The 22,783-nt window shown below is 44.3% G+C and carries 19 protein-coding genes; 12 read left to right on the plus strand and 7 right to left on the minus strand.

The window, feature by feature from the left end; translation table 11 throughout:
- The first annotated feature begins 142 nt into the window (after positions 1-142).
- Genes ACEN2L_RS10160 through ACEN2L_RS10170 form a run of 3 tightly spaced genes read left to right on the plus strand, consistent with a single transcriptional unit; the run spans position 143 to position 3,013 of the window.
- The gene (locus tag ACEN2L_RS10160) at positions 143-970 is read left to right on the plus strand and encodes a MipA/OmpV family protein (RefSeq protein ID WP_441743513.1); all 828 of its coding nucleotides are present in this window, start codon (positions 143-145) and stop codon (positions 968-970) included.
- Positions 970-1,638 (plus strand): response regulator transcription factor, encoded by a 669-nt coding sequence (locus tag ACEN2L_RS10165; RefSeq protein ID WP_441743514.1) that lies wholly within the window; start codon positions 970-972, stop codon positions 1,636-1,638. The genes ACEN2L_RS10160 and ACEN2L_RS10165 overlap by 1 nt, the downstream gene beginning before the upstream one ends.
- The gene (locus tag ACEN2L_RS10170; RefSeq protein ID WP_441743515.1) at positions 1,625-3,013 is read left to right on the plus strand and encodes a sensor histidine kinase; all 1,389 of its coding nucleotides are present in this window, start codon (positions 1,625-1,627) and stop codon (positions 3,011-3,013) included. The genes ACEN2L_RS10165 and ACEN2L_RS10170 overlap by 14 nt, the downstream gene beginning before the upstream one ends.
- A gap of 106 nt (positions 3,014-3,119) precedes the next feature.
- Here ACEN2L_RS10170 and maiA read toward each other — a convergent pair whose 3' ends face one another.
- Entirely contained in the window at positions 3,120-3,758 is a 639-nt protein-coding gene (gene maiA, locus ACEN2L_RS10175) for a maleylacetoacetate isomerase (protein ID WP_441743516.1), read from the minus strand.
- 611 nt (positions 3,759-4,369) lie between these two features.
- Here maiA and ACEN2L_RS10180 point away from each other — a divergent pair.
- Entirely contained in the window at positions 4,370-7,228 is a 2,859-nt protein-coding gene (locus ACEN2L_RS10180) for a TonB-dependent receptor plug domain-containing protein (RefSeq protein WP_441743517.1), read from the plus strand.
- Positions 7,229-7,322: 94 nt separating this feature from the next.
- Positions 7,323-8,300 (plus strand): MBL fold metallo-hydrolase, encoded by a 978-nt coding sequence (locus tag ACEN2L_RS10185; RefSeq protein ID WP_441743518.1) that lies wholly within the window; start codon positions 7,323-7,325, stop codon positions 8,298-8,300.
- A 111-nt stretch (positions 8,301-8,411) separates the two neighbouring features.
- Here the strand turns inward: ACEN2L_RS10185 and fahA are convergent, their stop codons facing one another.
- The 3 genes from fahA to hppD are packed head-to-tail and all read right to left on the minus strand — an operon-like array spanning position 8,412 to position 11,387.
- The gene (gene fahA / locus ACEN2L_RS10190; protein WP_441743519.1) at positions 8,412-9,728 is read right to left on the minus strand and encodes a fumarylacetoacetase; all 1,317 of its coding nucleotides are present in this window, start codon (positions 9,726-9,728) and stop codon (positions 8,412-8,414) included.
- Positions 9,729-9,742: 14 nt separating this feature from the next.
- Complete coding sequence (locus tag ACEN2L_RS10195; RefSeq protein ID WP_441743520.1) at positions 9,743-10,285, minus strand: VOC family protein; 543 nt, start codon at positions 10,283-10,285, stop codon at positions 9,743-9,745.
- A 13-nt stretch (positions 10,286-10,298) separates the two neighbouring features.
- Positions 10,299-11,387, minus strand: coding sequence for a 4-hydroxyphenylpyruvate dioxygenase (gene hppD, locus ACEN2L_RS10200; protein ID WP_441743521.1), 1,089 nt, complete (start codon positions 11,385-11,387; stop codon positions 10,299-10,301).
- 165 nt (positions 11,388-11,552) lie between these two features.
- Here hppD and ACEN2L_RS10205 point away from each other — a divergent pair, with 165 nt between their 5' ends.
- Positions 11,553-12,020, plus strand: coding sequence for an Lrp/AsnC family transcriptional regulator (locus tag ACEN2L_RS10205; RefSeq protein WP_306020250.1), 468 nt, complete (start codon positions 11,553-11,555; stop codon positions 12,018-12,020).
- Positions 12,021-12,042: 22 nt separating this feature from the next.
- Here ACEN2L_RS10205 and ACEN2L_RS10210 read toward each other — a convergent pair whose 3' ends face one another.
- Entirely contained in the window at positions 12,043-12,978 is a 936-nt protein-coding gene (locus ACEN2L_RS10210; protein ID WP_441743522.1) for a hypothetical protein, read from the minus strand.
- 172 nt (positions 12,979-13,150) lie between these two features.
- On the opposite strand from ACEN2L_RS10210, the gene ACEN2L_RS10215 reads away from it, so the two are divergent.
- From ACEN2L_RS10215 to ACEN2L_RS10240, 6 genes are all read left to right on the plus strand, one after another.
- The gene (locus ACEN2L_RS10215; protein ID WP_441743523.1) at positions 13,151-13,324 is read left to right on the plus strand and encodes a hypothetical protein; all 174 of its coding nucleotides are present in this window, start codon (positions 13,151-13,153) and stop codon (positions 13,322-13,324) included.
- A gap of 277 nt (positions 13,325-13,601) precedes the next feature.
- Complete coding sequence (locus ACEN2L_RS10220) at positions 13,602-14,945, plus strand: MFS transporter (RefSeq protein ID WP_441743524.1); 1,344 nt, start codon at positions 13,602-13,604, stop codon at positions 14,943-14,945.
- Between the two features lie 36 nt (positions 14,946-14,981).
- On the plus strand, positions 14,982-16,382 hold the full coding sequence (locus ACEN2L_RS10225; RefSeq protein WP_441743525.1) for an aldehyde dehydrogenase: 1,401 nt from the start codon (positions 14,982-14,984) through the stop codon (positions 16,380-16,382).
- A 65-nt stretch (positions 16,383-16,447) separates the two neighbouring features.
- Positions 16,448-17,287, plus strand: a complete 840-nt coding sequence (locus ACEN2L_RS10230) for a p-hydroxycinnamoyl CoA hydratase/lyase (RefSeq protein ID WP_306020254.1) — start codon at positions 16,448-16,450, stop codon at positions 17,285-17,287.
- A gap of 15 nt (positions 17,288-17,302) precedes the next feature.
- A complete protein-coding gene (locus tag ACEN2L_RS10235) occupies positions 17,303-18,775 on the plus strand; it encodes an AMP-binding protein (RefSeq protein WP_306020255.1) in 1,473 nt (490 codons plus the stop codon).
- A gap of 238 nt (positions 18,776-19,013) precedes the next feature.
- A complete protein-coding gene (locus ACEN2L_RS10240; protein WP_441743526.1) occupies positions 19,014-19,547 on the plus strand; it encodes a type II secretion system protein in 534 nt (177 codons plus the stop codon).
- Positions 19,548-19,621: 74 nt separating this feature from the next.
- Here the strand turns inward: ACEN2L_RS10240 and ACEN2L_RS10245 are convergent, their stop codons facing one another.
- Entirely contained in the window at positions 19,622-21,379 is a 1,758-nt protein-coding gene (locus ACEN2L_RS10245; RefSeq protein WP_441743527.1) for an acyl-CoA dehydrogenase family protein, read from the minus strand.
- A 331-nt stretch (positions 21,380-21,710) separates the two neighbouring features.
- Positions 21,711-22,619 carry a LysR family transcriptional regulator gene (locus tag ACEN2L_RS10250; protein WP_441743528.1) on the minus strand — a complete coding sequence of 303 codons (909 nt, stop codon included), beginning with the start codon at positions 22,617-22,619 and terminating at the stop codon, positions 21,711-21,713.
- Between the last annotated feature and the right edge of the window lie 164 nt (positions 22,620-22,783).

The following is a 22,783-nucleotide window of genomic DNA, read 5'->3' on the forward strand; positions in this document are numbered from 1 at the left end:
CGCTAAACACTGGCTGTGGGCTAAAATGCGTTTATGAGAAAGTATATAAACAGAGGGATAAGAAATATTTATCGGTAAGTTTTTGGTAAGTTGCCTCCTTCCATACTGAGTTGAGACATTTTTACCGGCGCAGATACTTATCATGATTTTACCAATATCAAACGCAAAAGAGCGATTCAAGCACGCTCTATTCACCATAAGCCTTGTGTCGGCTACATGGTATTCGACAAGTACGATAGCGCAGACGCCAAAACATTCGATAGTTCAAGGTTCACAATGGGGGGTTGGTGTTGGGATAGTCAGCAATCAAAAAGCCTATAAAGATATTGCTCGAGACACCCTAATAATCCCCATTATAACCTACGAAAATCCTTACATCAGGTGGTTTGGAACCAATCTTGATATTAAGTTGCCAAGCTACGATATGAGTCATTCACAGCAGATTGATTTTAGTTTAAGTGCTGATTATGACTTGGGCAGTGGCTATGATAATAGTGAAGCCCGTGACACGCCGATTTTAAATGACATGGACGAGCGCAAGGGTGTGTTTGCCTTGGGGGCAAAAATGCATTGGGTTAACCCTTGGGTCGATGTTAGCGCCCAGTGGATGTTTGATGTGTCCGGTGATAGGGAAGGTAATCGGGCAAAATTAGGGTTTGAAAAGAAATGGATGTTTGGAAACCACGTTATGTTATCCCCGCGGCTAATGCTAACATGGCAAGATGACCATTTTGTTGATTACCATTATGGCGTTCGTGCTCATGAAGTCCGCAGTGATCGTCCTGCATATAGGGGTGAATCGAGCCTCAATATTGAATATGGTTTAAGAAGTGCCTATATGTTTGATAAGCAAAACGCAATGATGTTGAATGTTGGAGTAAGTCAGCTGGGCAGTGCAATCAAAGATAGCCCGCTGGTAGATAGCTCCACTGAAAACACCCTCTTTTTTATCTATATGCATACTTTCTGATGAACCGTATTTTACTTGTTGAAGACCATGAACGTTTGGCTGCCCTGATCAGCAAGCAGTTAAGTACTGCTGGCATAGCGGTTGATGTATTTGAAAAAATTGACACCGCGTGGTCTGCGTTTCAGCAAATAGACTATCAAGCCATGGTACTCGACCGTGGTTTACCTGATGGAGAAGGGCTGTCATTGTTGAAACGAATTCGTGTGGCCGGAAATACCATCCCTTGTCTTATCCTTACTGCTCGCGATGCCTTGCATGACCGCGTAGAAGGCCTCGATACTGGGGCTGACGACTACTTAACCAAGCCTTTTGCTATGGATGAATTAGTCGCACGTGTTAGAGCCTTACTGCGCAGGCCCGCCGAGAGTATAGTGTTGGCACCGACGTTCAAAGATATCACTATCAAACCAGATATCAGTATGATGTATTGTGGCGCTGAAAGTATTAGTTTGGCGCCTGCAGAGTTACAAATTATGATGTTGTTGGTGCGTAAAGAGGGCAATGTAGTAAGGCGCAGTGCCCTAGAAGGCGCAGGGTGGGGCTTAAGTGAAGCCGTTACCCCAAACGCGTTAGATGTTGCATTACATCGACTTCGGCGCAAATTAAAAGCCATTGATTCACGTTTGGAATTAGTAAACATGAGAAATTCAGGTTATGCGCTTCGTTAAATCAAGCTGGTCAAATAGTCTTAGTTTTAAAGTATTGCTGGCTTACGTAGTGGGCACAGTGCTTACCATTGTATTAGTGAGTGCGTTAACTTTCGGATTTGTTTTTTATAAAAGCGACTGGCTTGCCAGTAAAGATGTTATTAATTTTACGCATAAAATGGCCGATGCTCTGTTATTTGACCTAGATGGACAGCCTATCGGTTTTGGCAAGCATGATGACGAGCTCAATTGGATTTTTGATAGTCTACACCGTGAAGCTGCCTATCGAGTATTAAGCGAAGATGGACGCGTTATGTTAGGTTCAGCCGCAACACTCGGCATTGTGGATACTGTGTTGGTAGCAGCAAAAGACCAATTTCAAAAGGTTGAACGTGAAGGTTTGGCTTATTATAGTGCAGCCAGCACCTACCAGTATCAAGGCCAAAGCTGGATTATCCAGTTTGCGGTCAGTCAACGCTTTTATAATTTAATGCACAAAGGCTTTGCTTTACCCTTTATGGTGTTTGGCGTTGTATTATTCAGTTTAGTCATGCTGTTTGTTTTTGGGGGATGTGCCTACATCACCCTAAGATGTACTTTAAACCCCTTAAGAGATATTTCTGAGTCTGCAGCTAAAATTTCGCCTCGCTCATTAAACGAAAGACTATCAGCGGCAAACATACCAACTGAAATTGTACCTTTGGTGGATAGCTTTAACCGGGTTCTTGCTCGGCTGGAAAATGGCTATCGCATTCAACGTGAGTTTTTGGCTACTGCAGCCCACGAACTTAAAACGCCCCTTGCCTTAATTCGTGCCCAGATTGAAATGCAGGATAAAACGCCAGACAGGCTGATGTTGTTAAATGACATTGCGCACATGTCTCGTCAAGTACAACAATTATTACTACTGGCTGAAGTCAGCGAAGAGCAAAACTTCAAACTAGATAGAGTAGATGTGGTAAAAACAGCCAATGAAGTTCTTATCTACTTGCTGCCAATGGCCAAGGCGGCGGATGTACAAGTGAGAATAAAACCTGAAACGATTGTGATTTGGGAAGCGGACAATGCCGCCTTGTTTATCTTAATAAAAAACTTGTTGGAAAACGCCATTCAACATGCACCAATCGCCAGTGAAATACGCATTGATATTGATGCTACGCAACTAAGTTTACGGGATTGGGGCCCAGGAGTAGAGCAAGATAAGTTAGCAGTAATGTTCGAACGGTTTTGGCGTGGCCCCCATCGACGAGACCACGGTGCAGGCCTAGGTTTAGCCATTTGTAGTGAAATTGCTCAGACTCACGGTTGGCAATTAAGTGCGCACAACCGTATACCTGGTTTATGTTTTACCTTAGTTAATACAAATTTATCAATTTCACGCCCTATTCAATCTTAAAGAAGCGCGGTGGGGACGTCATTGATATCAGTGGGCTATTTTGGCTTTATCTTCATCGATTTAAAATTCATCCCCCCATCTACTATTGATTAGCTTAGTGTGAGTTTTATTCTGCGTCGGCTTGGTTCTCAGGTTTAGCCTTATCAAACTCAGGTAATGCCATTAGTCTATCAATTTTTTCTTTTACTCTTGGGGCCTTACTTAAATCAGCACCAAAACGCTTAGCGTTAACCAACTGAGGGGCGATAGCAATGTCTGCCAAGGTGAGAGTATCCCCATAAAAATATTGTCCCTGCGGAACATCCTTCAACATTTTTTCAAGACTTATAAAACCCAACTCAATCCAATGCACAACCCAACTATTAACTTGTTCCTGACTAAACCCCTGGTATCTTAGTTTTTGTAGCACTCGTAAATTTTGAATCGGGTGGGTGTCTGTTGCAATTATGTTTGCCATGGCGCGCACTTTTGCTCTTGCTAATGGTGCTTGGGGTAATAAGGCAGGGTTTGGGTACATCTCATCTAAATATTCTATGATGGCCATGGACTGAGTAAGAATATTGTCGCCGTCAATCAGTGCAGGTACCAGTTCTTGAGGGTTAATACCTTTGTACAAATCCGAGTGTTGCTCCCCACCATTTCTTACTAAATGAACGGCTGCTTGCTGATAATCAATACCCTTAATATTTAAGGCAATACGCACCCTAAACGAAGCGCTAGAGCGCCAATAACTATATAACGTCATCTGTTAACCCCGCCATCATCCAATTTAAAACCCCATTTCCGCTAACACGCTAAAGGATTGGTGTGACGTACTTTATCGATCGCCAGACGAATATCAATAAACGCGGCGTCATTTGGCGAAGGCCGCTTGGAAAGAACATGTGACAGTAAAAGTTGGGCAAAAACGACTCGTTTATTGCTTTATAAAGCTGTTTAATCGCTTGGATAATATCGCTTGTTGCACTAATGCGGGTGTGCGAGGATTTGGTATTGTTAATGTTTCATTAACAATAATTACAAATAATTAATGAGTGTTATAGGCAGACTGAAGTTAGCACTTGTTAATGAGCAAGTTCTGAAGGCCACTAAAAGCAAGGCAGTTAACGGCTGACCATTTGGTTGCTAAGTATCGCTTGATCGCTGCTTAGCGGGGCAGAGGAAATAAGCACAAGATACAAGCATTGCTTAGATATTTGTATTTGCAGCTCAACAACTTGCATAAAAAATAATATGTCAATAAATGCAAGTTATTTAGTCATTTTGTGCCATGTAAGATTTTTATACATGCTATTACCATCATAGTTGTGAATTTTAAGTTAATAAGCGCAACATGTAATTAACAAGGGTCTACTCATGAAAACAACACATAAACCATTTTTACGCAACCGTTGCTGTGCAAGTGTTCTTCTCGCACTTGGCATTGCCAGCACGATGCCTTTATCTGTGGCTTCTGCACAGGAACAAGCTGATACGAACAAGAGTGACAAGGAAGAAGCTGTAGAATTAATTGTTGTATCTGCATCACGGCTTAAATCTCGTCCTGGGTACGAAGCGCCTACCCCTACCACGGTACTCGATTCTTCTTTTGTAAATGATGTGGGTGTAGTGAATGTGGCTGATGCTTTAAACCGCTTACCATCAATGGGCGCTGCAACTTCACCACGCAGTTCTGCTAATGATGTGGGCTCTGGTGTACAAGGTGCTAATTTTCTTAATTTACGTGGTATTGGCAGTAACCGCACATTAGTATTACTTGATGGACGTCGGGTGGTAAGTGCTGCAGTGACCGGCCAAGTTGATATTAATATGTTGCCCAGTACCTTGTTAAAACGCACGGAAATCGTTTCGGGTGGTGCATCGGCTGCGTGGGGTTCAGACGCTGTGGCAGGTGTAGTTAACTTAGTTTTAGATAAAGAATTCACCGGCGTTAAGGGGTCAGTGCAAGCGGGCCGCTCAGGCTACGATGATGCTGATGAATTTAAAGCAAATTTAGCCGCTGGTTTTGATTTTGCTGATGGAAAAGGGCACGTTATCGGTAGCCTTAATTACACCCAAGCAGATGGTGTTGACCGCGCTGACTCGCGGGATTGGTTTAAAAGTACAAAACTGGTTAATAACCCCGCTTATGCAGAGGGCAATGGTGAGCCTCAGCGTTTAGTGGTCGATAACGTCGGTAATTTTATTGGTTCTGACGCTGGCCATACCTTTTTGAGTGCCGGCCCTTTAGCTGGAATTACGTTTTCACCTGAGGGTGCTTTATTACCTTTTAACTTTGGCACGCGTTATCCAGGGGGGCCACTGGGCAGCAGTATCACCGGAGATGGTCAGTTAAATGACTTTTCGGCCCGCACGCAAATATTGGCAGAATACCAACAGATCACTGGGTTTTTACATGCCACCTACGATGTGACAGATGATTTAACAGTTTACGGAGAGTTTATGAATGGCTCAACGGAAGGAGAATCACTGTCAGTGCCGTATTATCGTTTTGCTGGTGCCCTAACGATTTCAAGAGATAATCCATTCTTACCCGCAGACTTAGCTAACCAGATGGACAGTTTTGGTATGACCTCTCTGCCTATGGGGCGCTCAAACGTAGATTTTGGCCGCGCTAATCCATACAACGAACGAGACATGACACGCTATTTAATTGGCGCGGATTATGAAATAAATGACAAGTGGTCGATGGCGGCTTATTACGAGCGTGGCAGTATTGACGTCGTTAATGAAACCAGAAGTGATGCCAATACCGCAAAATATGCGCTGGCAACGGATGCTGTATCAGATGGTAATGGTAATGTGGTGTGTCGTTCAAGCCTTACCGACCCTAGCAATGGCTGTGTAGCCGCTAATATTTTTGGTTTAGGCGCTCCGAGTCAAGCAGCTATTGATTATGTTGTTGGCACTGCCCGTCAAGATCTAGAGCTGACCCAAGACGTACTTTCAATCACGTTTAGTGGTGATATCACTGAACTTGATGCAGGTGCTGTGTCTACCTCTTTTGGTTACGAATATCGCAAAGAGCAATTTAGTGGTAAGGCCGATCCTATTTCGCAAGTCAGCGGTTGGTGGGTGGGTAACTACAAAGATGCAGAAGGCGAATATGACGTTAATGAAGTCTTTGCTGAAGTATTAGTGCCTATCTTTTTTGATTCAGCGTTAGGCAATTCATTAGATTTTAATGCTGCAGTGAGGTTAACTGATTACAGTACCAGCGGTAAAGTCACTACTTGGAAAGGCGGTTTAACTTATGATATTGGTGCGGGCGTGTCTTTACGAGGTACCCAATCTCGCGATATCAGAGCGCCAAATTTAAACGAATACTACAGTGGTGGACAAACTAACAGTTTGTATTTTAACGACCCCTTCGTCGAAAATCCCCTCGGTGAAGGTGTGGCTAACTACTTGGTCACGCGCACTATTCGCGGCAATCCAGATTTATCACCCGAAGAAGCAGATACCACCACTTTTGGTATTGTGTATGAGCCTGAATTTATTGAAAACCTGTCTTTGTCCTTAGATTACTTTCATATTAACGTGGACGGCGCTATTGATACCGTGCTTGACCAGGACATCGTTGATCGCTGTTATAAAAGCGAGACTTCCTTTTGTAGTTTGATTCAACGTGATTCTGCAACAGGGCTGATGACAAATATCTTTAACTCTCCAGTTAACTTAACCGAAGAAGTGTTGACTGCTTACGACTTTGAAGTCACCTACCAGTTCGAGTTGGCCGGCGGCAATGTGGATATTCGGTCATTTTGGACCCATACCACTGAACATTACACTAAAGATCGAGGCATAAAAGATGAACTCTTAGGTGAATTTGCCGGTGGTAATGGTGCGGTAAATGGTGGCCCGCAAAAATGGGCGAGTTTAACCTCAATCCGGTATACCGATTATGTTAATACTGTTTCTTTGCGTCATCGTTATATTGGTGAGGGCGTAATTGATGCAAGTTGGCAGTCTGGTGTTGATGTTGATAACAATAAAATTGATGCTGTCAGTTATATTGACTTAACTGCCAGTCGTCGCATTGATGTAGACGATGTGAGCTTTGAAGTGTTTGCCAGCATTGATAACGTGTTTGACAAAGAGCCTCCTCGCGTTGGATTTGATGGCGGTACTGCACTAGATGACCTTGGCGTATCGAACACACGTCATGATTTGATTGGTCGGTATTTTCGCCTAGGTGTGAGATTCGACTACTAAGTCTAGATAACGTTACAGCGGGCTAAGTCGAAGTGAGCACTTCACTTAGCCCTTTTAAAATGGCGAATAAAATTCAGTCAAAGGGAATAAGTCAATGATAAACAAAAAGACACTTGCTTTAACGACGGTTAGTTTACTTTGTTTAGGGTGCAGTGCTGTAGCCAATACCGAGCAAAACCTCGCGCAAACTCACGTTGATAAAGCCTATGCGCTAGCGGGCGATACTTTTATGCGCACAACTGCCGAGTTGCAATGCAGTACCGATAATCGGGCAATGGCATTTTTCAAAGACAAAACAGTTCCACCTGCCACCAAGATATTTGACAATCTTTATTATGTTGGCGTAACCCCTGTTGGCGCTTATGCCCTGCAAACCAGTGATGGAATTATTTTAATCGATGCACTAAATAATACCCAAGAAGCTCAAGAGGTTATTGAATCAGGCATGCTGTCTGTGGGTTTAGAGCCCGCTGATATCAAAACTATTATAGTGACTCATGGCCATGGGGATCATTATGGTGGTGCTAAATATTTAGCCGAAAAATATCAGGCCTCGGTCATGATGAGTGAGCTCGATTGGGATATGGCAATTAATCCTGCGCCCAGACCCGCCCGTCCTGGAATGCCAGCACCAAATTGGTCAACTGCGCCAGATAAAGATCTTGTTGCCACTGATGGTCAGGAAGTCACCTTAGGAGACACAACGGTTAAAATCGTATTCACTCCCGGTCATACCCCTGGGACACTCTCTTTGATTTTTCCAGTGACAGAAAATGGAGCAAGGCACACTGCGGCGCTATGGGGAGGGACAGGGATCCCAAAAGATAAGGGATTAGCACAGGCCTACGTTAATTCGGCAAATAAATTCGCTAAATTGGCAAAGGACATGAACGTTGATGTGGCCTTGAGCAATCACGCTTTTGTCGATGACTCCCTCAGGCGTATGGCTGAATTACGTGCCAATCCAGATAAGGCTAATCCTTTTATTATTGGTCAGCAAATGGTGCAAGATTACACTCAGGTTATTGCTGAATGCGCTTCAGCGGCAGTAGCTAGAATGCCAACGGAGTAACAATCGTGCGGCCATCTGAAATGGGCATCTGAGTAAACCAAACACCGACATAAAAATGCCTATCAGTTGAGAGGCATTTTTGTTGAAGCTGGATTCACTACACGGAATTGATTAGGATATTTTTGCAGGCAACAAAGTGCCTGTTACTTCTCCAAACCCAATTCGTTTGGCGCCTTGTTTGGCGCAATGGCCGCGCATAATAACGGTATCTCCATCTTCTAGAAAGCTGCGCGTCTCACCATTTTTCAGGGTAACAGCTTGCTTACCCCCTTGGCTTAACTCAAGTAATGAACCCGCTTCACTGGCATTGGGGCCAGATTGAGTGCCACTACCGAGTAAATCACCTGGGCGCATATTACAGCCATTTACCGTATGGTGAGCAAGCATCTGAGCCACTGACCAGTAAGAATGTTTAAAGTTAGTGGTGGCCAAACATTCAGCTTCTTCATTATTTTTTCGCATTTTTGCTGTACTGATGGCAACTTCTAATACGATGTCTAAACCGCCACGTTGACGGTTTTTATCTGATTCTAAATAAGGCATGGGCTGAGGATGATCTTCGGCTCTGGTCCACGGTGTACTAAAAGCTGCTAAGGCCTCAAAAGTAATTACCCAAGGCGAGACCGTTGAGGCGAAGTTTTTTGACAAAAAGGGTCCTAATGGTTGATATTCCCACGCTTGAATATCACGAGCCGACCAATCATTAAATAGGCATAAGCCAAAAACATGTTGGTCAGCATCATCAATAGCAATTCTGTCTCCTAAAGCGTTGCCACGACCAACAAAAATCCCTAATTCTAACTCATAGTCAATTTTTTGGGCGGGGCCAAATTGTGGTTCACTAGCCGTTGGTGGGCGAGTTTGTCCACAGGGACGGTGGAATTGTTGGCCCGACACTGCAATCGACGAACTGCGGCCATGATAACCAATGGGCACCCATTGATAATTAGGTAGTAAGGGATTGTCGGGGCGAAACTGTTTACCCACATTTGTCGCATGATAAATCGAGCTATAAAAATCAGTGTAGTCACCAATTTGAGCCGGCAGCGCGTATTCAACTTCTGTCATCGACACCAACGTGCTTTCGATTTCACCTCGTAAGGATGAGCCTACTCGTAAGGCTCTTGATAAATCCAAGCGTAAACTGCTCCAATATTCATAACCCAGCGCCATAAGCTCATTCAGCTGAGGTGAGAGACACGTCTTAAGGGCTTGTTCGGTTTTACCCACAAATAAACCTTTAGTCGCGAGTACTGAAAGGTCTATAACCTGATCGCCTATGGCCGTGCCAACGCGAAATGCCTCCTGTGACCCATGACGACGAAACACCGCAAAGGGTAAGTTTTGTATCGGAAAGTCAGTACCTTCTTCATTGGCCGAGCCGAGCCAGCTTTGCAGCGCTGGGTCATGGGTTTCGTTTAATTGCATAGATTGAGTATCCTTTAACTAGAATGAGTGAATTCTTTTTCGTGCAGCCATGCCGCATGTTTTGGGGCTTTTTTCGTTTTGCTCCATTCTTCTAACATGGCAGGGGCAACCTCATGCAAGGTTTGCATTTCTTCATCTGTGCAGCTGTTAGCCACCAATTCAATACGATGACCGTTAGGATCCCTAAAATAAATAGACTGAAAAATACCGTGATTGGTAGGGCCAAGTACATCAAGCCCTTGTGCTTCTAATCTTTTCTTAGCGTCGAGTAATTCATCAAAATTGTCGACTTCCATGGCAAAATGCTGAACCCAATCAGGCGTGTTGCCGTCTCTTCCCATTCTGGGGCTATTGGGTAGTTCAAAGAAGGCCAATACATTGCCCATACCAGCATCTAAAAATACATGCATATACGGATCAGGCGCTCTAGTAGACGGTACGCGGTCTTCGGCAATGGCAAGTACAAAGCCCATGCCCAATACATTTTGATAAAAGTCAACGGTTTCTTTGGCATCGTTGCAGCGATACGCCACATGATGGATGCGTTTAATTTTCATAGATGTGCTCCTTTTACACCGCAATTCGATCATCTGTTGTTAGTACACCACGACGAATTTGGTCTCGTTCAATTGATTCAAACAGAGCTTTGAAATTCCCTTCGCCAAAGCCTTCATCACCCTTGCGTTGAATAAACTCAAAAAAGATGGGGCCGATAGCGTTTTCAGAAAAAATTTGTAGCAACAAACGTGGGGAGCTGCCATCCGTTGTGCCGTCTAGCAAGATGCCACGACGTTTTAATTCCATCACATCTTGGCCATGACCAGGTAGTCGGTCTGCAAGCATTTCATAATAGGTTTCGGGTGGCGCAGTCATAAATTGAGTGCCGCAGGCTTTTAGCTTGTCCCAGCAGGCTAATAAATCGTCGCAAATAAAGGCAATGTGCTGAATTCCTTCACCATTGTATTTCATCAAAAATTCTTCAATCTGCCCGTTACTGCCAGACTCTTCGTTGAGTGGAATGCGAATTTTACCATCAGGAGCCGTCATGGCCTTTGAGGTTAAACCGGTATATTCGCCTTTGATGTCAAAGTAACGAATTTCTCTAAAGTTAAACAATTTTTCGTAGTAGTCAGCCCAAAATTTCATGCGGCCTTTGTATACATTATGAGTGAGATGGTCGATTAATTTAAAGCCGCAGCCCTCAGGGTTACGCTCCACGCCGGGTATAAATTCAAAGTCGATGTCATAAATCGATAAGCCTTCTTGGTAACGGTCAATCAAATAGATTATGGCACCGCCAATACCGCGAATTGCGGGCAATTTAAGTTCCATCGGCCCACATGGGATCTCAATGGGCTGGGCACCTAAATCAAGTGCACGTTTGTAGGCAGCGCGGGCACAGCGCACTCTAAATGCCATACCACATGCCGACGGACCGTGTTCATCCGCGTAATATGCAGCCGGCGATTTTGCAGCATAATTAATGATGATATTGATTTCTCCCTGGCGCCATAAATCAACATCTTTAGAGCGGTGGCTGGCAACATGGATAAACCCCATGGTGATAAATACGGGCTCTAAGACGCCTTTCTCTTTCGCAGCAAATTCGATAAATTCAAAGCCATCGAGTCCCATGGGGTTGTCAAATAAATCTGTCATCGCTAATCCTCTTATTGGTTGTTCGTAAATAGCAGTTATTTGCCTGATTTATATTGGCTACTTTACTCCCTGTTAAAGGCTATTTTCTGTTTATATTTGCTTGATAATGGGTGTTTCGTGGCATAATCTGTTAATAATTTATTATTAGTAGATGGGATCCACCCTATGAAGTTATCTCGAACTGAGTGTGAAATATTGCAGTTATTACAACGAGATGGACGCATGTCTAATGTGGAAATAGCAAACCGGGTGGGCCTGTCAGAATCACCCTGTTTAAGGCGGATTAAGGCATTAGAGAGTGCAGGGGTCATTGACCACTATTCAGCGAATCTGAATCAACGATTAATTGGCCTACAGGTAACCTCTTTTGTGTTAGTTTCCCTTGAGAAACATGATGAATCTAAGCGCATCACGTTCTTAAAAGAGGTTGAAGAGCAAGAATATATAATCGAATGCCATGCCACTACGGGCAGTTACGATTATTTAATGAAGGTGGTGGCGACCAGCATGGATCATTTTTCTGATCTGTGTATGAATAAAATATTAAAATTTGCTGGTGTCATGAATATTGAATCCCAGTTTAGCCTCAAAGTGATTAAAGCCAGCAGTGCTCTGCCAGTAAAAAGCGCTTAATGAAAAATAACATTGCTGTTGCTCATGCCCCAGAAAATTCAACCGGTTTTGCTAATGCCAAAACGCGCTTTCTGGACGACTCATCAATCAGTGTCTCATTCGCATATTGGCTAACAAGCGCGTTAATTTGCTTTAACTGAGGCATCACAAGCTCTTTGTCTTTTGCTGATAAATTAAACTGATTGAGGACCTTAATTAAGCTAATCGACACGTTATTTAAACTAGCATTTTGACGGGGCGTCGGGTTGTCGTGCGCAGTTGCCAACCCCAGTTTTTGACTCACCTGTTGCACTACATCGCCTTCGTATTCGAACACTGACACCTTGGTTTTGCCAAACAAATCTTGGCAATCTGCAACAAAACCTTGGTAATTTAGATGTTGTGCAAACCACTCAATCTCTAACATTTTCGCAAAAGATAAATCTTTGCCATAACAAGGGTTTCCCTCGACTTGTGGGTTTCGAATACATTGCTTGTAATAGCTTTCAATAAAGCCTAATGGTTCACGAAACCACACCCAAATTTTAATATCGAATAATTGATTAAGCTCAGTCAGGATGGTGTGTGCCGACGCGGGTAAATCCCACCAATAATTATAAATGCCCTCCGAAGACAAAATGATGGTGTGGGTGTCGGGTTTTATTTGGGAAATAATGTTTTTAAAGTTGGCCAAAAAGTGTGGTAGGTGGTTGGAGGCGAGGTTTTTTTCAAACCACTGATGTGCTGGAGCGTGTGGGTTGGGTATTCGGTCCAGATTATGCGGATATAAAATCCCTTTTCCTCGCAATTTCCGCTGTTTTTTACTTAGGTAGGTTTGCAGGCTAGTGGTGCCTGTCTTTGGCGTGCCAGCGTGAATAATAAGTGTGTGTTTTTCAATATTGAGTCCAGTTAATGACCCTCTAAAACTGACAAGTAAATCAGCCAATTCTGTCAACATTTCAATAGAGGTGTGTTTCATTTTCTAATCTGCAAACCTTTATATAACGGTAAAGTCGTGAAGGGTAACACACAGTATTAGCCTGCGGTGCTGAACTTGATAACTCGTATTTGTAAAATAGCTAAAAACGAGCAGCTGGGCCTTTGAGAACATCAATAATAGTCTTCCCCAGCCAATACCAGCGTAAACTAAAGTGACTAGCCCCAACGCTGGCTATGTGCAGTTAAGGTGGGGAGAAGTGCTGAATGATGTCAGCGCACCACGTTTAGCGGAAGTACAATACCTACTATTAGTTCGGGCTATGGCTCTGCAAGCCTGTTCACTAAACAACCCTCAATTAATGAAAGCGCGTTTTCCTGTTTTTTAAACCCCTATATTACAAGCTTATTAAAGGCACTTATTAGCGGCTTACCCGGGCCCTGTACTGTCAATATGATTTTAAACGTGCATAAAAATAGAGCTGTCATTTTATGCATGCTATTTAGTCGTTTTCTGCTATATAAGACTTTTAAACATACTATTAACATCTTCGTCACGTCATCGGTTTTACTTTCCATTTATTTGCGTTCCTTGGCTCAAGCTCAACAATTAGCTTGGTGTTCACGCATGCGAAGTTTGCCGATCAAACTAACGGATAGTCATAAATGAATCACAGTCCCGCTACCTTACTAAATGATAGTGCCATGAGCCGTCTGCAACTCATGGCCGTTATTATTTGTATTGCACTCAATGCTTTAGATGGATTCGATGTACTGGCCATCAGTTTTGCTTCTCCTGGGATCGCTGCTGAGTGGGGCATTAATCGTGCTGAACTTGGGGTAGTGCTAGCCATGGAAATGTTTGGTATGGCGACCGGCTCAGTCATTTTAGGTCATGCAGCTGACCGCTTTGGCCGTAAACCGACTATTCAATTTTGTCTTGTCTTAATGACTTCGGGTATGTTTCTAGCTGCCTTAGTGGACACTATAAATCACTTGTTGTTAGTGCGTTTTCTAACAGGTCTTGGTATTGGGGGTATGTTGGCCTCGACGAATGCCATGGTTGCAGAATTTGCCAATCAAAAATACCGGCATTTGTGTGTCATCATCATGGCAACTGGTTACCCCATTGGCGCCATTATTGGTGGTTCAGTGGTATCAGTCCTACTTGAAACGCATAGTTGGCGTTCAATATTTATCTTCGGGGGCAGTGTTACTGGTGTGTTTATGTTTATAGTCGCTTGGTGCTTACCAGAATCGGTTGAGTACTTGTCTAATAAACAACCGCCACACGCCTTAAAACGAATAAATATTATTTTGCAAAAAATGGGTCATGCCAGTATTGAGCAGCTGCCCAGCAAAGTGCATCAAATTAAACAGTCTAGTTTTAAAGTGTTGGCCTCAAAAGAGTTTCGAGCACTGATCCTGTTGTTAATGCTGGCTTATTTTGCACAGATCATGACTTTCTATTTTATTCTCAAGTGGATCCCCAAATTTGTAGTCGACATGGGATTCGAACCTGCCAATGCGGGTCAAGTACTCGTGTGGGCAAACGTAGGCGGTGCTATTGGCGCAATTTTGCTAGGCTTAATGGCCAGCCGCATCAAGCTGCGTCGACTGCTAATTGTCGTGTTGGCCTTATCTTTTGTCATGGTCTCAATATTTGGTATGGGCTATTCCTCCTTGAGCAGTTTGGCCATTGTTTCAGCCGCAACCGGCTTTTTCACCAATGCTGGTGTAGTGGGTTTATATGCCTTAATGGCGCAAAGTTTCCCCTCAGATGTTCGAGCCAGCGGCACGGGCGTGGTGATTGGTTTTGGTCGCGGCGGCGCAGCCTTAAGCCCCATCATAGCTGGCTATTTGTTTACTGCGGGAGTTGGTTTGCAAGGTGTAGCCATGGTAATGGGAGCAGGTGCCTTAGTTTCGGCAGTGGCCATCATTTTGATTGGATTCAGACAGAAAAAACACGGCTCAAGCCCAAAGTTGGTAGTAACACAGAATCTCAGTTAGGTGGCAACACCTTAGAATAAGTAAAAAGGTAAGACAATGACAAATTTTAAGAGAATGAATCCACTTACAGGTGAGTTAGCCAGCGAAGCCTTAGCGATGCAAGTCACAGATATGGCAGTGATTGCACAAAACGCCCAACAAGGTTTTAAGCAGTGGTCACTTGTCGGTCCAAATGGACGCCGGGCTATATTGAATAAAGCAGCTAGCGCACTTGAAGCTCGTCAAGATGCTTTTGTTGCCGCGATGATGAGCGAAACTGGCTCGACAGCCGGCTGGGCTATGTTTAATTTAGGCTTGGCTGCCTCAATGTTGCGCGAGGCAGCCTCTTTGACGACCCAGATCAGCGGGGAGATTATTCCCTCAGATAAACCAGGCTGTTTGGCCATGGCCCAGCGAGTCCCGGTTGGCGTTATTTTGGGTATAGCACCTTGGAATGCGCCAATTATTCTTGGCGTGCGGGCAATTTCAACGGCATTGGCTTGTGGTAATGCCGTGATATTGAAAGCCTCTGAGATTTGCCCGCATACCCATTCGTTAATCATTGAAGCCTTAGCAGACGCTGGATTTCCGGAAGGTACAGTTAATATTGTCACCAATGCCCCAGAAGATGCGGGTGATGTGGTAGGGGCCCTTATTGATCATCCAGCCGTTAAGCGTATCAACTTCACCGGCTCTACGGCCGTAGGACGCATTATAGCTCGCCGAGCCGCTGAAAATCTTAAACCTTGTTTGCTGGAACTAGGTGGCAAAGCACCCATGCTGATATTAGCCGACGCTGATCTTGATGAAGCAGTAAAAGCAGCCGCTTTTGGCGCGTTCATGAATCAAGGACAAATTTGTATGTCTACCGAGCGCTTAATTGTAGTGGATGCCGTGGCAGACGACTTCGCACAACGCTTCAAACAGAAAGTGCACACGATGCCCACCGGCGACCCTCGTGAAGGCAATACCCCATTAGGTGCGGTTGTTGATGAAAAAACCGTGCTAAAGGTCAATAGCTTAATCGAAGATGCGGTATCTAAAGGAGCAACTATCTTAGTAGGCGGTACAAGTCGCTCTGTGCTGATGCAAGCCACCGTGATTGATGGCGTGACTAAAGATATGGCGATATACAGCGAAGAAAGTTTTGGACCTGTGGTGGCGATCATTCGAGCCAGCGATGAACAGCAAGCCATCGATATTGCCAATGATTCTATTTATGGCTTAAGCGCCGCGGTGTTTACTCAAGATGTAGCACGAGGAATGACCATTGCCACAAAAATCAATAGCGGTATTTGTCATATCAATGGGCCAACGGTTCACGATGAAGCACAGATGCCCTTTGGTGGGGTTGGTGCCTCAGGGTACGGCCGCTTTGGTGGTAAAGCCGGTATCGACCAATTCAGTGAACTGCGCTGGATCACGGTAGAGACTCAAGCGGGTCATTATCCCATCTAAGGTTAACGTAAACCTTGCACCGCAACTTAATTAAAACACATTCAATTGATATAAAGGAAAGTCCAATGAGCACTGAAAGAACCGAACAAGAAACCGTGGCGTTTGTGGTAGAAAATAACATCGCTTGGGTGAAATTTAATCGCCCTGAAAAACGTAATTGCATGAGTCCAAAGCTGAATCGCCAAATGCAGCGAGTACTCGACGAGTTGGAGTTTCGCGCTGATGTTGGCGTCGTCGTACTAACAGGAGAAGGCACGTCGTGGTCTGCAGGGATGGATTTAAAAGAGTACTTTCGTGAAAACGAAGGCAAGGGTTTAGGCGCAACCCGCCAAGCCCAGCGTGAAGCTTACGGTTGGTGGCGCAGCTTGCGTTGGTATCAAAAACCCACTATTGCCATGGTAAACGGTTGGTGTTTTGGTGGCGGTTATGGTCCATTGTTTGGGTGTGACTTAGCATTTGCAGCGGAAGATGCCACCTTTGGTCTAAGTGAAATCAACTGGGGCATACTACCTGGTGGTGGTGCCAGTAAAGTGGTGGCTGATTTAATGCCTCTGCGTAAGGCAATGTATCATGCCATGATGGGTGAGAATATTGACGGTAAAACGGCAGTTGAGTGGGGTTTGGTCAACGAAGCCTTGCCAAGTGAACAACTAAAAGCGCGAGTTGAAGCGGTATGTAAGGTATTACTTGCAAAAAACCCAGTGGCATTGAAAGCGACCAAAGACGCCATTCGTCGTGTAAAAGAGATGACTTATGACAATGCCGAAGATTATCTAATTAGAGCGCAAGAGGCAGCAAACAGTTACGACAATGAAGGGCGTAAAGAGGGGATTAAACAATTTATTGATGATAAAACCTATAAGCCTGGTTTAGGCGCATATGATAAGAGTAAGCAAGGCGCTTAAGGGAGACGACAAACCATGGACTTTCTGACTTTTCAGGCATCGTTTCGCCCCGACAGTTTAGCGGTACAAGACCTTACTTTTGAGCGTCACTGGAGCTACAGCGAATACAACTTGTTGGTCGGCAAGTTCGCGGCGTACTTGTTACAACGAGGGATAAAGCGCGGTGACAGAGTGGCATGTGTAAGTAAAAATCGGGCAGAAGTCATTGCCCTGCATTTTGCCTGTGCAAGATGTAAAGCGATTTTTGTTCCTTTAAATTGGCGTTTATCCCTGTTTGAAATTGAAGGTTTGCTGGCCGATTGTGAACCGGCTCTTGTATTTGGTGATGAGAAAGCCGCAGAAATAGGCATTGCTTTTGAGCCTATTCAAAATCTTATTAGCGATACCCAACATTTGCCTGTGGATAGCGCATTAGAATGTGATAACGATGCAGCTTGTTTGATTTTGTACAGCTCTGGCACCACAGGGCAACCTAAGGGGGCGATTCACACTGAAGGCACCTTGATGGAAACCATTCTGAATTCGACGATGTTGTATCAAGTTGACCAGCACAGTGCGTTTTTAAATGAGTCGCCTATGTTCCATATTATTGGCTTAATTTCTTCGGTACGACCTGTATTGTATAACGGCGGTAAGTTGGTTATTTCAGACGGATTTATTCCAGAACGTACTTTAGAGCGCATGTCTGATCCAGCTCTAAGCATCAGCCATTATTTTTGTATACCACAAATGGCCAATGCACTTCGACAAGTAACGGGTTTTGATCCCGCCAAGTTAAAAAACCTAAAAGCCTTATTAACCGGTGGGGCGCCTCATCCTGAAGTCCAAATTAGACGGTGGCTCAATGATGGTATTCCTATTGTTGACGGTTACGGTATGAGTGAGGCAGGCACCCTGTTAGGTATGCCCCATCAACTCAACTTAATTGATCACAGCGCCGGTAGTGTCGGAACGAATACCCCAAGAGTCTCCATTCGTTTGCATGATGCACTCGGTAAACCCGTTGAACCGGGTGAGGCAGGGGAGGTGCAGCTGAAAGGGCCTAATCTGTTTATTGGTTATTGGGGTAAAGAGGCGTTATACGCCAATAGTTTTACCGATGATGGCTGGTTCGAAACAGGTGATATTGCGGTGCAAAATGCGCAAGGTTATTACCGTATCGTAGACAGAAAAAAAGACATGTTTATTTCAGGGGGCGAAAATGTGTTTCCTGCTGAAGTAGAAGCTATTGTGTTAAAGCACCCCCAAGTATTTGAATGCGCGATGATCGGCGTACCCGACGAAAAATGGGGTGAGGTAGGGCATTTGTATGTTGTATGCCAAAAGGACATCAAGACCCTTGATAGCGATGGTTTGTTGCATTATTTGTCGGCCCATTTAGCCAAATATAAAATACCTAAAGCGGTGATTGTGCTGGAAACCTTACCCCGTAATGGCGCCGGTAAAGTCATTAAACACGCGCTGAACGCTCACGCGGCTAAGGTGTAATAAGGTGTGGCACTTGCCACACTCATTGCTATAAACGACGAATGACAGAATGAAACAGCGAGGACAATGCACCTCGCTTTTTTATTGCGTTTTCATCTCATGCTTTAGTTATTATTTCATATACATGAGTATGAGTGCTCTGATAGTAAGCATTGAGGTATTTCGCTATAACTTCGCCTATTAGCTGCTTGTCGTCTTACCTTGTAATACCAGCAAAATTATAACAAAAGAGAATAAAATGCATGTTGCTAAGCCCAATCATTTGACGCCCCAAGCTGGTTTTACCTTGATCGAATTGATCATGGTTATTGTGTTACTGGGCGTATTAGCGGCAACCGCGGCTCCTCGCTTCATTAATGTCAGTAGTGAGGCCAATACTGCCGTTTTGAAGGCCATGGGTGGGGCTATACGTTCAGCCGCTTCGATGGTGTATGCCAAATCACTGATCCAAGGTGTTAGTGGCTCAGTGTTGGCTAATATTGACTTAAATGGCGACGGTTCGCCCGATATTGAAACAAGATATGGCTACCCCAGTGGCTCGCGAGATATAGGGATTTCAAAAGCGATGGAAGACAGTTTAGCGACAGACTGGATGTGGTCTACTGATTACGCACGTACAAAATTTTATCTTACTAATGCGTCTTTCGTGCATACCTCAGGTCTTTATATTAACCAAGTCCCCATCGTCGCCACTAATTGTTATTTAATTTATCACCACGCGGTCAATGCCCAGACACCTGCGACGCTTGAATATGTCACCAGTGGATGCTGAAACATGCTCCTGTTGAGTTGTAAGGTTATCAAACCACGTCATACTTCTTAGCTTTGTCAGCAAGGCCTAAGGCATTATTCAATATCAGGGATCGCTCTATCACCAGCTTGAATTTTCAATAAGTAGCCATACACCAGCGGCAGGACATGGTGAAAGAAATACTCGCCAGTGCGCTTCTTGTGAAGGTATACGTCCCTTAGTTGGCTCGCTTCAATGACGCGCAGTGTTTTAAGCCATGCATAAGCCAACAAACCATAACCCATCACTTGCATCACGTCAGGGGCAACGTTGGCGGCGTATTCTATATCATCTAATTTAGCGCGGGTCAGTAAACTGTTAACCATGACTTTTATCTCGCCATGTAGCAAGGTCATCAGCTCTTTTTCCGCCCGACTATCGTCATGCAGAGCAAGCTCTTGTTCAATGATTTTCAGTAACACGGTGATGCCTTGGCCTTGATCGGCAATGATTTTTCGTAACACCAAATCGTTGGCTTGAATTTCGTTTGTACCTTCATAAATCATCGCAATTCGGCTGTCTCTCAGTGTTTGACCTATGGGATATTCATTAACATAGCCATAACCACCAAACACCTGCAAAGCTGAACTTGCGAGTCTAAAGCCATGCTCGGTGGCAAAGGCTTTAATGATAGGCGTTAATACCGCTAATAATTGGCCAATGCGCTCTTTTTCGGCACCTTGGGTCGCAATAGTTTGCTCATCAATTAAGTGAGCAATCCAGAAGGCGACGATGCGCGATCCTTCACTAAACGCTTTGAGCTCATTGAGTTTGTGTTTTATTGCAGGATGGTGTTTGATTGCCACGGCTTTTGGGTCCTTATCTGCTGCAAAAGCATGGCGACTTTGCAGGCGCTCATTCGCGTAGTCAATCGCTTGTTGAGTGGCTGACTCCATATGGCCAATGCCATGCAGGCCAACCTGTAATCTGGCGGCATTCATCATAATAAACATATGGGATAAACCGCGATTGAGTTCGCCAACTAAATACGCTTTAGCGCCGTCAAAGGATACTGAACAAGTGGCACTGCCTTTGATACCGAGCTTGTGTTCAATACCGGTAATGTCGAGGTTATTCTTATCTCCTAAAGTGCCATCTTCATTCAGCACAAATTTGGACACTAAAAATAACGACAAGCCCCGCGTCCCAGGTAAACTGTCAGGGGTTCGGGCCAACACTAAATGCAAGGTGTTTTCAGTAAGGTCGTGGTCGGCCCCAGATATAAAAATTTTGTTGCCTGTCACTAAATAACTGCCATCAGTTTGCTCAACAGCCTTGCTTTTGATAAGCCCCACATCACTGCCTGCTTGGGGTTCAGTAATGTCCATGCTTACCAGCCATTCACCGCTGACTATTTTGGGTAAGTAACGTTTTTTAATGGTTTCAGAGCCATGTGCATGTAAACATTCATAAGCGCCATGAGTGATCCCTGGATACATAAACCAAGCATGATTGGCCCCAGCCATCATTTCCATTAAGGCCGTATTTAATAGCAAAGGGAGGCCTTGCCCACCGTAGTGCTCATCGCAGGCCAAAGCTGGCCAACCGCCATCGATGAAGGCTTGGTAAGCGGCAGGAAAACCATCAGGGGTAAGTACTCGGCCGTTTTCTAGCCGACATCCTTGATTGTCGCCAGAAGCATTAATCGGTGCCAATTCACCTTCAACAAAGCGCCCGGCTTCAATTATAATTTGTTCGATTAATGCCTTATCAAGATCTTGCCATAATTCGGCACCTTGCCAAGAGGTTGTAGCGTCTAACCAGGTATTTATTACAAATAAAGTGTCTTCAACAGGGGCTTTGTACTGCCACATAGGGCTCTCCAATAGGTAAATAAATGGATGCCGTGCACAGGAATTGGCTGTTGCTCAAATCAAAAAGGGGTGCATATCAGAGATATACCACCTTACCAGCAATAAGGCTCGACGATAACTCAGATGTTAACGACTTGTAATAGCTGACGGAATGGCAGATAACGACGAAATGATTGGCATAAATTGCCATGCTGATTTTTATGCAAGTAAAAATGGGGAAGCAACAAAAAACCGGTAGTGGCAAACATCAATAATAAGCGAAAGAGGCTGGGCTAGAGCTCAACCTTCCTTGCTTACGCATCGTTTAGAGCGGGAAAAAATTTATCAATTTTTAAGCAAATTTCGCTGCACAATCGATAATCCGTTGTCGCAGCCAGCGGTGCATAGGATCGTTTTCAAGGGTAGGGTGCCACATCATATTTTCTTTTAACTTTGGAGTTTCAAAGGGTAATTTAACTATTTTGACGGCTTCGCGCTGGACATGCATTTCTGCAAAATGGCGTGGCAAAATGGCAATCCGCTCTGTGTTAAGCAAGGTGTAGATCATGGTGGAAAAATCGTTAGTGATCACTTCTACCCGTCGATTAGTTTCCATTGTATGAATGAGCCATTGCTCAATACTCAAGTGGCTGGCGCGAGCAAATCCCACTGATATGTGGCCAAGAGAGTTAAACTCTTCCATGGTCAGCTCTTTGTCTACCCGTTTATTGTTAATGTCTGCAATACACACTAGCTCATCGCTCACCAGCGGGGTGTTGGGGTAGGCATCTAACATGACTGCTTCTGGCGCCATCATAATATCAGCACCGCCTTTGGCCAACACATTCACTTCATGGGCAAAGGGCGATAAAAATTCAAAGGTCACGCCCGGTGCAGATTGAGCCACATCGGCCAATACATGCCTTAATAACACCTGAATAATGTAGTCAGAGGCAATAATTTTAAAATGCCGTTCACTTTGTTCAGGATTATTGGCTTTTCTACCAATGATAGAGCCCCTCACGGTTGCAAGCACGCCAGCTACAGGGCCCTGTAGCTCGAGGGCAAACGGGGTAGGCTGCATTTTTTTACCAATCTGAACTAATAAGTCATCTTCGAAAAAAGCGCGCAATCTCGACAAAATACCACTGGTGGCAGATTGCGATAAATGCAGTCGTTCTGAGCTTCGCGTGATGTTTTGCTCTTCAAGTAAAATGTCTAAGGCGACTAATAGGTTGAGGTCGAGTTGTTCAAATCTCATTGTGTGCTCTCGCAAAAAGGGGCTTTAGTGCTGCATTGAGTTAATAGCATAAAGCGCATACTTAGGTATCTGTTTTTCTGATGGTTGTTATCTAAACATTCAATTTTTTGGATTGCAAATTTTAAATTAACATTGAACATCAAATTAATTGATTAAATTTTAAC

The organism is Flavobacterium sp. W21_SRS_FM6 (genome assembly GCF_052119645.1).
GTDB lineage: Bacteria > Pseudomonadota > Gammaproteobacteria > Enterobacterales > Alteromonadaceae > Paraglaciecola.

Bases quoted from the DNA above. Each gene is read 5' to 3' on its own strand.
- ACEN2L_RS10165 (WP_441743514.1), top strand. From the start codon at position 970: ATGAACCGTATTTTACTTGTTGAAGACCATGAACGTTTGGCTGCCCTG.
- ACEN2L_RS10210 (WP_441743522.1), bottom strand. From the start codon at position 12,978: ATGAAACACACCTCTATTGAAATGTTGACAGAATTGGCTGATTTACTT.
- ACEN2L_RS10160 (WP_441743513.1), top strand. From the start codon at position 143: ATGATTTTACCAATATCAAACGCAAAAGAGCGATTCAAGCACGCTCTA.
- ACEN2L_RS10225 (WP_441743525.1), top strand. From the start codon at position 14,982: ATGACAAATTTTAAGAGAATGAATCCACTTACAGGTGAGTTAGCCAGC.
- ACEN2L_RS10245 (WP_441743527.1), bottom strand. From the start codon at position 21,379: ATGTGGCAGTACAAAGCCCCTGTTGAAGACACTTTATTTGTAATAAAT.
- ACEN2L_RS10250 (WP_441743528.1), bottom strand. From the start codon at position 22,619: ATGAGATTTGAACAACTCGACCTCAACCTATTAGTCGCCTTAGACATT.
- ACEN2L_RS10170 (WP_441743515.1), top strand. From the start codon at position 1,625: ATGCGCTTCGTTAAATCAAGCTGGTCAAATAGTCTTAGTTTTAAAGTA.
- ACEN2L_RS10240 (WP_441743526.1), top strand. From the start codon at position 19,014: ATGCATGTTGCTAAGCCCAATCATTTGACGCCCCAAGCTGGTTTTACC.
- ACEN2L_RS10235 (WP_306020255.1), top strand. From the start codon at position 17,303: ATGGACTTTCTGACTTTTCAGGCATCGTTTCGCCCCGACAGTTTAGCG.
- fahA (WP_441743519.1), bottom strand. From the start codon at position 9,728: ATGCAATTAAACGAAACCCATGACCCAGCGCTGCAAAGCTGGCTCGGC.
- ACEN2L_RS10180 (WP_441743517.1), top strand. From the start codon at position 4,370: ATGAAAACAACACATAAACCATTTTTACGCAACCGTTGCTGTGCAAGT.
- maiA (WP_441743516.1), bottom strand. From the start codon at position 3,758: ATGACGTTATATAGTTATTGGCGCTCTAGCGCTTCGTTTAGGGTGCGT.
- ACEN2L_RS10230 (WP_306020254.1), top strand. From the start codon at position 16,448: ATGAGCACTGAAAGAACCGAACAAGAAACCGTGGCGTTTGTGGTAGAA.
- ACEN2L_RS10195 (WP_441743520.1), bottom strand. From the start codon at position 10,285: ATGAAAATTAAACGCATCCATCATGTGGCGTATCGCTGCAACGATGCC.
- hppD (WP_441743521.1), bottom strand. From the start codon at position 11,387: ATGACAGATTTATTTGACAACCCCATGGGACTCGATGGCTTTGAATTT.
- ACEN2L_RS10185 (WP_441743518.1), top strand. From the start codon at position 7,323: ATGATAAACAAAAAGACACTTGCTTTAACGACGGTTAGTTTACTTTGT.
- ACEN2L_RS10205 (WP_306020250.1), top strand. From the start codon at position 11,553: ATGAAGTTATCTCGAACTGAGTGTGAAATATTGCAGTTATTACAACGA.
- ACEN2L_RS10220 (WP_441743524.1), top strand. From the start codon at position 13,602: ATGAATCACAGTCCCGCTACCTTACTAAATGATAGTGCCATGAGCCGT.